11 protein-coding genes are annotated in these 13,643 nt (G+C 47.9%); 9 read left to right on the forward strand and 2 right to left on the reverse strand.

All coding sequences use genetic code 11. From position 1 onward, the window contains the following. Positions 1–115 precede the first annotated feature (115 nt). On the forward strand, positions 116–892 hold the full coding sequence (locus A3844_RS23450; RefSeq protein WP_074088257.1) for a hypothetical protein: 777 nt from the start codon (positions 116–118) through the stop codon (positions 890–892). 132 nt (positions 893–1,024) lie between these two features. On the opposite strand, the gene A3844_RS23455 is transcribed toward A3844_RS23450, so the two are convergent. Continuing rightward, positions 1,025–2,518 carry a peptide MFS transporter gene (locus tag A3844_RS23455; RefSeq protein WP_074088258.1) on the reverse strand — a complete coding sequence of 498 codons (1,494 nt, stop codon included), beginning with the start codon at positions 2,516–2,518 and terminating at the stop codon, positions 1,025–1,027. A gap of 245 nt (positions 2,519–2,763) precedes the next feature. On the opposite strand from A3844_RS23455, the gene A3844_RS23460 reads away from it, so the two are divergent. The 5 genes from A3844_RS23460 (at position 2,764) to A3844_RS23480 (ending at position 8,215) form a co-directional block, all read left to right on the forward strand. Then, on the forward strand, positions 2,764–3,735 hold the full coding sequence (locus A3844_RS23460; protein ID WP_074088259.1) for a helix-turn-helix transcriptional regulator: 972 nt from the start codon (positions 2,764–2,766) through the stop codon (positions 3,733–3,735). Between the two features lie 410 nt (positions 3,736–4,145). Continuing rightward, the gene (gene pnuC, locus A3844_RS23465) at positions 4,146–4,823 is read left to right on the forward strand and encodes a nicotinamide riboside transporter PnuC (protein WP_074088260.1); all 678 of its coding nucleotides are present in this window, start codon (positions 4,146–4,148) and stop codon (positions 4,821–4,823) included. Then, complete coding sequence (locus A3844_RS23470) at positions 4,820–5,830, forward strand: AAA family ATPase (RefSeq protein ID WP_074088261.1); 1,011 nt, start codon at positions 4,820–4,822, stop codon at positions 5,828–5,830. Before pnuC ends, A3844_RS23470 begins: the two co-directional genes overlap by 4 nt. 27 nt (positions 5,831–5,857) lie before the next feature. Further along, the gene (locus A3844_RS23475; RefSeq protein ID WP_074088262.1) at positions 5,858–6,748 is read left to right on the forward strand and encodes an NUDIX hydrolase; all 891 of its coding nucleotides are present in this window, start codon (positions 5,858–5,860) and stop codon (positions 6,746–6,748) included. Positions 6,749–6,946: 198 nt separating this feature from the next. Then, positions 6,947–8,215, forward strand: a complete 1,269-nt coding sequence (locus A3844_RS23480) for an amidohydrolase family protein (protein ID WP_074088263.1) — start codon at positions 6,947–6,949, stop codon at positions 8,213–8,215. A 57-nt stretch (positions 8,216–8,272) separates the two neighbouring features. Here the strand turns inward: A3844_RS23480 and A3844_RS23485 are convergent, their stop codons facing one another. Beyond that, positions 8,273–9,355 carry a GntR family transcriptional regulator gene (locus A3844_RS23485; RefSeq protein WP_074088264.1) on the reverse strand — a complete coding sequence of 361 codons (1,083 nt, stop codon included), beginning with the start codon at positions 9,353–9,355 and terminating at the stop codon, positions 8,273–8,275. Between the two features lie 291 nt (positions 9,356–9,646). On the opposite strand from A3844_RS23485, the gene A3844_RS23490 reads away from it, so the two are divergent. Genes A3844_RS23490 through araA form a run of 3 tightly spaced genes read left to right on the forward strand, consistent with a single transcriptional unit; the run spans position 9,647 to position 13,416 of the window. Beyond that, entirely contained in the window at positions 9,647–11,260 is a 1,614-nt protein-coding gene (locus A3844_RS23490; protein ID WP_074088265.1) for a xylulokinase, read from the forward strand. Between the two features lies 1 nt (position 11,261). Further along, positions 11,262–11,957 carry an L-ribulose-5-phosphate 4-epimerase gene (locus tag A3844_RS23495; RefSeq protein WP_074088266.1) on the forward strand — a complete coding sequence of 232 codons (696 nt, stop codon included), beginning with the start codon at positions 11,262–11,264 and terminating at the stop codon, positions 11,955–11,957. Between the two features lie 34 nt (positions 11,958–11,991). Further along, a complete protein-coding gene (gene araA, locus A3844_RS23500; RefSeq protein WP_074088267.1) occupies positions 11,992–13,416 on the forward strand; it encodes an L-arabinose isomerase in 1,425 nt (474 codons plus the stop codon). Positions 13,417–13,643: the final 227 nt, after the last annotated feature.

Here is a 13,643-nt window from a genome sequence, read left to right on the forward strand (position 1 = left end):
GCAACAATCAATGCGCTATAATTCTAGTATAATAAAGGCAATGAAACCTTCGGGTTCAACCTCGCTGAGAAGTGGGTTGGACCCTTTTTGTATTTAAAACCAGGGGAGGATACGTATGCTGAGAACAGAATTGCTGTTACAGCGGCTTAACGAGATCGGCAGGTCGCTCGAACGTATGGGAGGAGCTCTTTTATTATTAGGTGTTGGTTCTGTTGGGGTCGAGACAGAACGGTTAGATGAATATTCGGATTTGGATTTCTTTGTTATAGTGAGACCGGGGCATAAAAACAGATATATCGACCGACTGGATTGGCTCGAAGAAGTACATCCTCTAGCCTATTCATTTAAGAATTCGGATGTTGGATACAAGGTATTGTTCGAGGACGGAATTTTTGGGGAATACGCTGTATTCGAGGAATGGGAGCTGGCGAACGCCTCCTATACGGAGGGCCGGGTTATATGGAAGGATCAGATGTGCGACAATACGGAATTAGCCAAGCCTTCCAATCCGATCCCAACCCTAAAAAACGATTCTTTGGACTTTCCTTTGAACGAAGCCTTAACTAATCTATACGTAGGGCTCGGTCGCTATGCAAGGGGAGAGCGCCTATCGGCTTCGCGGTTTGTTCAAGGTTACGCTATAGACAGAATTCTATCAGTACTCCATTTATTGGAGAAGGAGGTGGATTACTTTCCTGACCCATTCGGGAATGAGAGGAGGTTAGAGAAGAGATACCCCCGTTTTGCGGAAATCATCGGTGACATGATACAGGGATACAATCATGTTCCGGAATCGGCACTTCGTATTTTAGATTTCATAGAAGGAGTGTATCCAGTCAACCGAAGGTTAAGTGATGAGATACGGCGATTGGCTAATCTAACTTGCCGATAAAAACAGCAGGGTAAACCGTATCATAAGTTGGGCTAAAAGCCAACTATGGCGTACTCATCGTTGAACTAGTTAACCGACAAAAAAGGAGCACCATAATAATCTGGTGCTCCTCAATAATCTGGATAAATTCTTTTATTGTATCCCTTTCATATACCCCTGAATTTTCGAGGAGAATGAGTAGAGCAGAATACTGAGGAGGATTGCCGCTCCTCCAATGACACCAAAGTATACCATCTCAGTCTCTGGCGAATAAAATCTGACAATCTGCGCATTAATCGCTTGGGCAGCCGCATTGGATAAGAACCATAAGCTCATGGTCTGAGCGGAGAAGGCGGAGGGCGCTAGTTTGGTCGTAGCTGATAGGCCGACAGGAGACAAGCATAATTCCCCCACCACAACGATGAAATAGCTAAGCACGAGCCATAAAGGATTCACCAGGGAGTTCTCACCGCCAAAGTAAGCCGGCAAGAGGATCACCAGGAAGGACAATCCGGCAAACAATAGACCCAAGGCGAATTTCTTCGGTATCGTGGGCTGCCGTTTCCCAAGCTTCACCCATAACCAGGCGAACAGAGGGGCTAACGTGATAACAAACAAAGGATTTAAAGACTGAAACCAGGCTGGCGAAATATGCAGTCCGGCAAAATGGAGTTCTGTACGTTTATCTGCATAACTGGCAAGAATAGTTGATCCTTGCTCTTGAATGGCCCAGAACATAATCGCTGCAATAAACAGCGGAATATAAGCAACGAGTCTTGAGCGTTCCACGCTGGTTGTTCTTGAACTACGGAACATGACAATGAAGTATAGGGTTGGAATCAGAATCCCCAGAATCCCTACGATCACGATAAAGGATTTAAACGTTAACAGGCCTAATGGAATCGTAACCGCAACGATAACAGCGAGAAGTACTGCACTGGTACCGAATAAAAGAGACACTTTTTTACGTTCTGCGCTTGATAACGGACTTGCCACTAAAGTGCCTGCAAGACCGAGGTTTTTTTTCTTGGTAGAGGCAAACATGATTAATCCCAGAAACATCCCGACGGCTGCAATACTGAAGCCCAGGTGGAAATTGTAATCCATGCCGATGGTTCCTACTATTAGCGGAGCGATGAATGCCCCCAGATTGATGCCCATGTAGAAAATACTGAAGCCTGCATCGCGGCGCCCATCATCCTCGCTGTACAGTTGACCTACAATACTGGATACGTTAGGCTTCAGTAAGCCTGTACCCAGTACGATTAAAACCATGGAAACAAAAAACAATGAAATACTTCCCGGGATAGCCAAGGTGATATGCCCTAGCATGATTAAGATACCGCCGTAGAATACAGCCTTCGACGCTCCGAATACCCGATCCGCTAACCAGCCGCCAATAATCCCGGACATATAGACAAGTGAACCATAAATAGACATAATGGCGAGAGCGGTGCTCTCCTCCATGCCGAGTCCGCCTTGACTCAGTTCGTAATACATATAATAAACAAGGATAGCTTTCATTCCATAATAGGAAAAGCGCTCCCAAAACTCTGTGAAGAACAGAGTAAACAGCCCTTTGGGATGTCCGAAAAACCCCCGTTGCGGAACACTCTCCACGATTCTTTGTTTGTTAAAATCGGCCATGCTGATACTTCCTCCCTTGGTGGTAACAAAATTGTGTGTTCAAAGTATCATCCCTTAGTAAGAATACCCATTATGAGACATTTTCAACTTTCAGAGGCCCATATTAGATCCCACAGCGGATGCAAAAAAATTAGTATACAACATTGGGTGTAAGGTTGGATGTGACATAACTCCAAGAATGGAATCGTAGTAGAATTACACCATAACAAATCAGTTTCATGTACTCGAGGAAAGGGGGGCTCCCGGTGGCGAAGTGGGATAACATGCTGTCCATGCTGTGGATGCTGCGATCTGGAAGGAAGCTTACCGCTGCGCAGATCGCGGACAATTTGGAGATCAGCGTCCGCACCGTGTACCGGTATATAGACGCATTATGCGCCAGCGGTGTGCCGGTTGTTGCGGAGTCAGGTCATGAAGGCGGTATTCGCATTTTGGGGAATTTCAAGGAGACGCCATTGTTCTTCAACTCTGTAGAGCTGAAGGCACTCATGGATGCATTTAAATTTGCGCAAGGCGCGGGCTATCCCTATACAGAGGAGCTGGAAAGCGCATTGAAGAAGGTGGAGAACGGACTACACGAGGAGCAGCGCCACGATCTGTCCCTTCAGATGAGCGGCTTGGATGTAATCTCTCCGGTGCGTCCGCCTTCCGCTGTTCTGTTGCTCAAGGAACTGGAGCAGGCGGCCAAGGACGGGCGAACGCTCCACATCGCCTATCGTAAAGTGAATGCGGAGCTGGCGAGCGAACGTGACATCGATCCGTACGGGTTGGTGTACGACCGAAACGAATGGTACGCTGTCGCGTTCTGCCGGCGGTCGCAGGCAGTGCGGACATTCCGCGTGGACCGCATTGCACGGCTGGAGCTGACTGAAGCGCGGTTCGAAAAGCCAGAGCGTTTCTCTGCGTCCGTCTATTTCCGTGATCAATCCGAGCGGAGACGGGAGGCGGATGGACCGCTGACCGTTATCCGCATTGAGGGAGAGCCTGGCACGCTGAACGCGGTTTGTGGCCACTGGCATCTGCGTCACTATTTAACGGAACGGACCGATCGGGAGGCACGGTTTCTACTCGACGTCCCGACGATGAACAAGTACCTTCCGATGTACCTGATGACGTTCGGCACAGCCATTCGCATTCGGGAACCGCTGGAGCTGAAGCGCCAGATCCGGGAAATGGCATATGGAGTCGCAAAACATTATGAAGACGGTCCGGATTAAACTTCGCTGACAATGATTGTCAGTGAATCCGGTATACGATAGAGTCAAGGCTGCGGTAGTGGCAGCCAAAACAACGAAAAAAAAGGAAAGGTGGATTCATCCATGGTTCAGCACGCGCATCCATTGTACGAATACTTGCCGTCACAGCCAGTGCAGACCAAGTATAACTAGGGATGAATGTTGTCTGAGGCTCTGAGGCTTAACATGTTCACCCGGCTATTTTAAGCGGCCTTGGTTCTGATTTCATGGGACTGAGGCCGTTTTGTTCTGCGTTAAAGAGGGATTTTACTTGAATATTGCCGGATTCTCTGTTATGTTGATAGTAACAAATAGTAAATATCAATGTATTACTAAGTTATTGGGCTAAGTGACTTTCAGCAAGCATAAACGGGGAAATGGAGGGATAGAACATGAAAAGGGCTGTGGGCGGTTGGAAGTTGTTCGAAGTGGTCTGGCTGGTGTTGTTTACTTTAATTGCTGTCAGTTTTACGTTTCTTTCCAAGGATTCTTTTTTCGGATTCACAGTCTTTATCACCGGAGTGCTATGTGTAGTGCTTTCGGCGAAGGGGAAGCTGATGAGTTATGTTTTTGGCATGTATAATACCTTTGGCTACGCCTATTTGGCTTATGTCAACGGATTATTTGGCGAGGTGACGCTGAATTTGATGTTCTTTGTTCCGATGAATGTCGCCGGCTTCTACATGTGGAAGAAGAATTTTCAGAGTGGTAAGCTGTCTATGCGCCAGATGGAGCTTAAAGGTATGTTCCTCGCTTTGGCGGTCTGTATTGTAGGTTCCCTGCTGCTGGGGTTCAGTCTATCGTTCATTTCGGGGCAGAACTCGCCTTACATCGATGCCATAACGACAGTGTTATCCATAGTGGCCACGATTTTGATGGTGAGAAGATTCAAGGAACAATGGCTGGTCTATATTGTGCTGAATATGTTCACGGTGCTGCTATGGGTGATCCGGACGCTGGAAGGCAGCGGTGAGGGCCTGTTGATGATTGTCATGTGGAGCGCCTACCTGATTAACGCGGCCTACGGCTATTATAACTGGAACAAAGGGGCTAAGGAGGCGCTCGCATGAAGACTCTTGGATTAACGCTCGGGAAGTTCGCTCCGCTGCATAAAGGACACCAGTACATGATCGAGATGGCGCTGCAGGAGGTAGACGAATTGATCGTGGTCATTTATGAGACGAAGGTTACCCCGATTCCGCTGCATATCCGGGCGGGCTGGATCCGTAAGCTCTATCCGCTGGTTCGGGTAATCGAAGCCTGGGATGGCCCGGATGGGTACTCGGACGACAGGGAGCATGAGATCCGGGAAGAACTGTATATTCTGGGGCTGCTTCAGGGCGAGCGAGTGACCCACTTTTATTCGAGCGAGTTCTATGGCGGGCATATGAGCATTGCATTAGGTGCAACAGACCGGCGGGTGGATGAAGCTCGCCAGCATGTACCGGTATCAGCTACAATGATCCGTTCCGATCCTCATAAATACCGGGATTATGTAAGTGATATCGTGTACCGGGATTTAATCACGAAAGTGGTTTTTGTGGGAGCGATGTCAACCGGTAAGTCAACCATCACCGCAGCATTAGCCCGGCGGTACGGGACAACCTTTGCCAGTGAGTACGGGCGGGATTATTGGACTGAGCATCAGGTGGACCGCCGGATCGGCCTCAGTGCCTTTGATGAAATTGCCGTGGGCCATATGAAGCGGGAAGAGCAGGCGCTGCTGGAAGCAGACCGGTATCTCTTTGTCGACACGAATGCAATTACCACGTATATGTATGCCTTGGATTACCACGGACGGGCTCCGGAGCTTCTGACCCGGATCGCTCTGGAGAACGCGCAGCGGTATGACTTATTTTTCCTGTGCGACGACGATATTCCTTACGACGATACGTGGGATCGCAGCGGCGATCAGAAGCGCCATGTTTTTCATAAGCAAATCCTAGCGGATTTGAAGGAGCGGCGGATTCCCTTTATTACGTTAAGAGGAACGCTGGAGGAACGTATGCGTAAGGTAGACGGTGTGTTAGCGAACTTTGAGCCTTATTGCAATTATTTCGGAGAACTGCAAAACTAAAAGAAAAGAATCAGGGAGGCGGAGACATTGGAATTGGTGGATCGTGACGGACTTACAGAGCGTGAATTTTTGGAGCAATATCGGGCAGGGGATTACGAGCGGCCTTCGATGGCGGCGGATATGGTCATTTTTACTGTGACGAATACGGAGGCGGACAACTACCGCAAGCTTCCGGAAAAAGAGCTGCGTATCCTGCTCATTCGCCGGGGAGGGCATCCCTTCTTGGGAAAATGGGCACTGCCCGGCGGATTCATCCGGCCGGACGAGAACGCTGATCAGGCTGCCGCGCGGGAACTGAGCGAGGAAACCGGCGTTGATGACGTATACTTGGAACAACTCCACACCTTTACCGATGTCGGGCGTGATCCCCGCACTTGGGTGATGAGCTGCAGCTATATGGCTTTAATCGACAGCAGCCGGTTTCAGCTAAAGGCGGGTGACGATGCCGAAGATGCTGCCTGGTTCAAGGTAAGCTACCGGCATCTGCGGGAGCAAAAGGAATTGCTGGACGAAGGATACGTCAAAACCTTGACCTACGAGCTTAAGCTTAGTGCCGAAGGAGAAGAATTGACGGCGGTTATCAACCGGACTGTAACGGCAAAGCCGACCTCTAAGTCAGTCGTTTACGCTATCATGTCGAATGACGGATTGGCTTTTGATCATGGAAAAATCATTGCTAGCGCAATCGAACGACTGCGATATCAAACCAATGAAACCGATATTGCCCTGCACCTGATGCCGAAGCTGTTTACCCTGACGGAATTGCAGCAGGTGTATGAGGTGATTCTGGACAAGGAACTGCTAAAGGCTGCCTTCCGGCGTAAGGTGGCTAATCTCGTGTCCGAAACCGATCACTACACAGAAAATGGGGGACACCGTCCTCCCCGCTTGTATCGGAGGAATTGGGAGCAAGCCTGAGGATAATTGTATGGAGACAGACCGCCGTAAGAGATCCCTTTCTTCGAGAGAGAGGGTCTTTTTTTATTTTTACGAATAGGGATTGTCAGATGAACACTTAAACTTAGATATCAATTAATTATAAAATTGACAGTTAGTATTCTAAGTGTTATGTTTCTAACATGAATAAATCACATTTCATAATAGGAGGGTAACACGATGATTACTGCAATCACCAACGCGCGTATATTTGACGGCGAAAAAGTGATCCGAGCCACGACGGTTCTGATCGAAGGCGGACAGATTCTATCGGTTGGCGGGGATATACCGGAGCATGCCGTCATTATTGATGCAGAAGGAGGGACTTTGCTGCCGGGTCTGATTGATGCGCACGTTCACACTTCCGTAGAGGGCTTGCGCGACGCATTGAAATTCGGAGTTACAACTGAATTGGAGATGATGGGCGGGTTCACCAAAAGCGGCCGCGAGACACAATTGAAAGGGCTCGATGACATTGCAGACGTACGATCTGCCGGGATGGCGGTCACACCTCCTGGGGGACATCCCGATGAGCTCATGCCGGGGGATGGAGAAATTCCGGATTTTGTACTGAAGGAATTGGAGAAGATGAGCGAAGAAGACCGTAACGCCATGCTGGCTGCCCACTCGCATGATCATGGGGAGGCGCCTACGGTAACCAGCCGGGACGAAGCGCTGGCCTTCGTGGGCGAACAAGTTAGTGCGGGAGCCGACTATATCAAGATTATGATTGAGGAAGGCACGGTATTGGCTGCGCCCGGACTGCCTGTCTTAAGCCAGGATATTCTAAGAACGGCTGTAGAGGAAGCGCATCGTCATCACAAGATTGCGATTGCCCATGTATTGACTGCTGAATCCGCCCGGCAAGCTATAGAGGTTGGGGTTGAGGGACTGGCTCATTTATTCATTGACCGCCCTGAAACTACTCCAGATCTGGTGAAATGGATTGCTGAGGCTGGTGCGTTCGTTACGCCGTGCCTGGTCTTGAACTCCTCGATTATCGGTCACCCCGCATCGGAATTGGCGAAGGATCCGCGTGTGAGCTCCAAGCTCAGTCCGGAATGGATCGATACTCTGAATGCCAGCTTCAATACGTACCCGCAAGGCAGCATGGATGACAACTACCGGAATGTAATGGATCTTCATCGTGCAGGTGTAGACATCCTGGTGGGTACGGATGTCTCCGTACCGGTTCCATCGCTGGGCGGACTTGCCCATGGTGTCAGCGTACACCACGAGATGCAGTTACTAGTAGAAGCGGGATTCACACCCATAGAGGCCTTACAGTCAGCTACCTCAAAAACAGCCCGCCGTTTCGGCTTGAATGATCGCGGGCATATCGTTGCGGGGGCAAGGGCGGACCTGGTCTTGGTTGACGGAGACCCGACAGTAACGATCTCGGATACATTATCGATTCGCGAAGTATGGCAGCGCGGTATCCGGAAATAGGAACTTAAGAATCTAATTTGCTCCATAGGCGAAATCCTTGATCCACAAGGGTTTCGCCTATCTCTTCCTTACCGTCTCCCCTTCAATTAACACAGGCTGATAATAGGTGCTGTTTCTTAAATCCTTCTTCCCTTGCAGTTTCTTAATCACCCAATCGGCGGCATCACGTCCCATTTGTTCCTGCGGGTGTGTCAATGTCGTCAGTTTGATGTTCGCATTTTTGGCAATATAGGAATTATCCTGACCGATAATAGATAAGTCTTCGGGAACAGATATATCAAGTTGTCTGCACACATGTACGACTTCCAGGCCTACCTCGTCGTTATAGCAGACAATCGCTGTTAATCCGCCTCTATTTTCGGTTAGGAATGTCTTCAAGTTGATGGACAGGTCCTGCTTGGTTTCTGTATAGAATGAAAGTACCTGCTCGGGGTGAAAGCGTAATTTGGCTTCTCCGAGAGCTTTGATATACCCCTTCATCCGATATTTTCCTTGTAAATCATCCATTTTGGCAATGATTCCAATCTGTGTATGTCCGTTAGAGATCAGCTCTTTGGTGGCCAGATAGCTGGACTGTACGTCATCGAGACAAAAGAACGGGACCTCGAGTTCTTCATAATAAGCATTAATCATGATGAATGGAACATCCTGCTCCTTGAACGACAGATAGTAAGCGATATTGGGATTGTATAAATTGCTCTTCGTAGGTTCAATAATAAGACCATCCACACCAAAGGACAGCATCATCTCCAGAGCTTTCTTTTCCTGTTCGACATCATTATTGGTACTGGCTAATAGTAATGAATAATTATCTTCATTCAATCTGGATTCAATCCCGCGAATAATAGAAGGGAAGATGTAATCAGAAATGTAGGTCGTGATGACTCCGATTGTTTTATTATTTGAATTTCCGCCGGTTTTTGACCGGAATTGGTTGCTGACATAAGTCCCCGAGCCTTTTTCACTTCTTAAAAAACCCTCATTGGATAGTTCCAGAATAGCCTTTCGAACGGTCTGCCGACTAACTTTATACATATCCTGCAAGGCAGATTCCGTTGGAATCTGGTTTCCTATGCCGTATGTTCCTGAAAGAATATTGCTTTTGATATCCTCAAGAATGACCTGATACTTTGGTTTCACTGTACTCCTTCTTTCCTGGTTGTTCTAATACCAATTTATCCACCCGTAATATTTGTATGTACATATTTTAGCATAATTATAAGCTGATTAGATACTATCGTCTTACATGTACTAATACTTCAGCTGAAATATGATGAAAAGCCCTTGGTATTCACGATATTTGTAGGTATAACTATGAATGTATGTTGACAAATGTACGAACAAAAAATATACTGAAACTGTAAATAAGGGAAAGCGCCTTCTTTCTAATATGGCGGTTAAAACAGTTGTTCAGAGAGGAGTAACGTGTGCATGGATCAAGACATCAAACAAGCGATACTCAAGGGAGAAACCTCACTTGGGATCGAATTTGGATCCACACGTATCAAGGCAGTGCTGATTGATCATCGTTTTGAAACAATCGCATCTGGAAGTTATGAGTGGGAGAACCTCCTGGTAGACGGGTATTGGACGTACAACTTAGAGAGTATTATCGCGGGTCTGCAAGAGGCTTATAGTGGAATGAAGCAAGAGGTTGAACGGAAATATGGAATCACCATTCGAACAGTGGGTTCTATAGGCTTCTCTGCAATGATGCACGGGTATATGGCTTTTGACAGCGCGGGTAAGCTGCTTGTTCCGTTCCGGACTTGGCGGAATGCGACAACCGGTGCTGCAGCAAAAGAGTTAACTGATAAATTTCAATTCAACATTCCTGAGCGCTGGAGTATTGCTCACCTGTATCAAGCGATATTGAACGAAGAAGAACATGTTCCTCGTATCGATTTTATTACGACGCTCTCTGGATACATTCACTGGCTGCTGACTGGAAATAAGGCTATTGGTGTCGGAGACGCTTCGGGTATGTTCCCGATCGATGAAACTACACATGATTACAACGAATCCATGGTTAAGCAGTTTGATGAGCTCATTGCGGCCAAAGGCTACTCCTGGAAGCTGAAAGATATTCTCCCGGAGGTCCATATTTCAGGTCAGCAGGCAGGTGCATTAACGGCAGCGGGAGCCAGAATTTTAGATAAATCCGAAAATCTGCAGCCACGGATTTCGCTCTGTCCTCCGGAAGGTGATGCGGGAACAGGCATGGTTGCTACGAATAGTGTGAGAAAACGGACGGGCAACGTCTCCGTGGGAACTTCGGTTTTTGCTATGCTTGTATTAGAGAAGGAGCTTACGGCGGTATACCCGGAAATTGATCTGGTGACAACACCGGGCGGCAATCCGGTCGGAATGGTTCATGCCAACAACTGTTCAAGTGATATCAACGCCTGGCTGGGCTTGTTCCGTGAATTCTATGAGGCTATGGGGCAGAAGGCGGACACGAATCATTTATTCGGTGTGATGTTCAATAAGGCGCTGGAAGCAGACCCGGATGGCGGCGGATTGCTTAGCTATGGTTACTTCTCAGGCGAGAATATCACCGGAATGGAAAAAGGCCGGCCATTGTTTGTACGCTCCCCTGAGAGCCGTTTCAATCTGGCCAATTTCATGCGCACTCATCTGTTCACTGCTTTTGGTGCATTGAAAATCGGGATGGATATTCTGACAAAGAAGGAAAATGTCGAAATTGACAGCATTCTGGCACACGGCGGTTTATTTAAAACCCCTATCGTCGGACAAAAAATTGTTGCAGCTGCCTTAAATGTCCCGGTATCCGTGATGGCTACAGCCGGTGAAGGCGGAGCATGGGGGATGGCTATTCTGGCTTCTTACATGAGTAACAAGGATCAGCAAGAAAGCCTGGAAGACTTCCTCGACCAGAAAGTATTTAAGGATACCGAAGGACAGGAGATTTATCCTGACGGCTCCGACGTGAAGGGATTCGAAGCATTTATGGAGCGCTACACTCAAGGTCTGGCGATTGAGCAGGCTGCTGTAGATAATCTAGTGGAAAACTGGAGGGGTTGACGTGTTAGAGCAACTGAAAGAAGAAGTATTTCAAGCGAATCTGGATTTGCCTAAACATGGGCTTGTAAAATACACCTGGGGGAACGTAAGCGCTGTTGACCGCGAGAGCCGCTTATTCGTTATTAAGCCTAGTGGTGTCAGTTATGAAACGATGAAAGCCAGTGATATGGTAGTTGTTGACTTTGACGGCAATGTGGTTGAAGGAGCGATGAGACCCTCTTCAGATACACCAACTCATGCCGTACTGTATAAGCATTACGCAGAGATCGGCGGTATTGTGCATACCCATTCGACTTGGGCGACCATTTGGGCTCAAGCGGGTCTGGATGTACCTGTTATGGGGACTACTCATGCAGACACCTTCTATGGTTCGGTTCCCTGCGCCCGTTTCTTAACCCAAGAGGAGATTGACCGTGGTTATGAAGCGGAAACCGGCCGAGTCATCATCGAGACGTTTGAGCAGCGCGGGCTTGATATTTTAGCAGTGCCCGGTGTCCTGCTTAAGGGTCATGCTCCGTTCACTTGGGGCAAAGATGCCAAATCCGCAGTCATGAACAGTGTCGTGCTTGAAGAGGTTTCGAAAATGAATTTATTCGCACGGCAATTGAATAGTTTTGCTGAAGAATTGCCGCAGCGCATTCTAGATAAGCATTACTTACGCAAACACGGGAAAGATGCCTACTACGGGCAGAAGTAATACCAACTACTAATTTATGAAAAGAGGATGAATGATGTCAACAGTAGGTGCAAAAGAATTCTGGTTTGTCGTAGGTTCACAACATCTGTATGGGGAAGAAGCGTTAGCAGAAGTGAAAGCAAATGCACAAGTAATGACCGATGCCTTGAATAAGAGCGGCGTTCTGCCTTACCCGCTTGTATTGCAGGATCTGGCAGTCACTGCAGACAAAATCACTGCCCTCATGAAAGAAGTCAACTATCGTGACGAAGTTGCCGGTGTCATTACCTGGATGCATACCTTCTCACCTGCAAAAATGTGGATCCGCGGTACTAAAATGCTGCAGAAGCCGCTGCTTCATCTGGCTACACAGTACAATGAAAGTATTCCTTGGGCAACCATTGACATGGACTTCATGAACCTCAACCAGGCAGCACATGGTGACCGTGAATATGGATTTATCAACGCCCGTCTGAAAAAACAGAATAAAGTAGTAGTAGGATATTGGGGACGCGCGGAAGTTCAGAAGCAAATTGCAGAGTGGATGGATGTAGCGGTTGCTTACAATGAAAGCTTCAATATCAAAGTGGCCCGCTTTGGCGACAACATGCGTAACGTTGGCGTTACCGAAGGCGATAAGGTCGAAGCTCAAATTCAATTTGGCTGGACCGTGGACTACTTCGGAATTGGCGACCTTGTTGGGTACGTGAATGCTGTGAAGGAAGAAGAAATCGATGCTTTGTTCGCGGAGTATTCCAAAGCTTATGAATTTGACTATGGTACTTACAGCAAGGAAGCTTGGGAAGCCAGTGTAAAAGTGCAGGCAAGCTATGAAATTGCCCTCAAGCGCTTCCTGGATCATGGCGGCTACACGGCCTTCACTACGAACTTCGAAGACCTCTACGGGATGAAACAGCTTCCGGGTCTGGCCGTTCAGCGTCTGATGGCACAAGGATACGGATTTGCCGGTGAAGGGGACTGGAAGACCGCTGCCCTTGATCGTCTGCTGAAAGTAATGAGCCACAACCAAAACACCGGTTTCATGGAAGATTACACCTATGAAATGGCAGCAGGTCAGGAATCCATCCTTCAATCCCATATGCTTGAAGTTGACCCGACGCTGGCAAGCAATAAGCCCAAAGTCCTCGTGTCTCCGCTCGGTATTGGCGATCGTGAAGATCCGGCCCGTCTGGTGTTTGACGGCAAGGCAGGAGACGGCGTAGTTGTGTCCATGGCTGACTTCGGCACTCATTACAAACTGCTGATCAATGAGGTTACTGCATTTGAACCAACAGTTCCTGCTCCCAATCTTCCAGTAGCCCGTGTACTATGGAACGTGAAGCCGAACTTCCAGGACGGGGTTAAGGCATGGATTGAGAACGGCGGCGGCCACCATACCGTGGTTTCCTTGAATCTAACTACAGACCAGATTGTTACTTATGCAAAACTGGTTAACCTGGAATACGTAATTATTAAGTAATCAGAAGATGGTTATCTATAAAAGCATTGGGTCCGTTCAAAGGACCCAATGCTTTTTTGATTGATGAATGAGGTTGTCTTGGCAAGCTGACCTAGAGGGAGAAACGAGGTAATGAAATAGAAAAAGCCTGGCAGACGCGCCAGGCTAAGACCTATAAAATCATTGCATACAAAGAAGCAATATGTTAAAGTTGAAGGACTGTCGATATTCATAACATAAAGACAGAC

This window comes from Paenibacillus helianthi (assembly GCF_001909055.1).
Lineage (GTDB): Bacteria > Bacillota > Bacilli > Paenibacillales > Paenibacillaceae > Paenibacillus_AQ > Paenibacillus_AQ helianthi.

Bases quoted from the DNA above. Each gene is read 5' to 3' on its own strand.
- A3844_RS23450 (WP_074088257.1), top strand. From the start codon at position 116: ATGCTGAGAACAGAATTGCTGTTACAGCGGCTTAACGAGATCGGCAGG.
- A3844_RS23455 (WP_074088258.1), bottom strand. From the start codon at position 2,518: ATGGCCGATTTTAACAAACAAAGAATCGTGGAGAGTGTTCCGCAACGG.
- pnuC (WP_074088260.1), top strand. From the start codon at position 4,146: ATGAAAAGGGCTGTGGGCGGTTGGAAGTTGTTCGAAGTGGTCTGGCTG.
- A3844_RS23470 (WP_074088261.1), top strand. From the start codon at position 4,820: ATGAAGACTCTTGGATTAACGCTCGGGAAGTTCGCTCCGCTGCATAAA.
- A3844_RS23480 (WP_074088263.1), top strand. From the start codon at position 6,947: ATGATTACTGCAATCACCAACGCGCGTATATTTGACGGCGAAAAAGTG.
- A3844_RS23490 (WP_074088265.1), top strand. From the start codon at position 9,647: ATGGATCAAGACATCAAACAAGCGATACTCAAGGGAGAAACCTCACTT.
- araA (WP_074088267.1), top strand. From the start codon at position 11,992: ATGTCAACAGTAGGTGCAAAAGAATTCTGGTTTGTCGTAGGTTCACAA.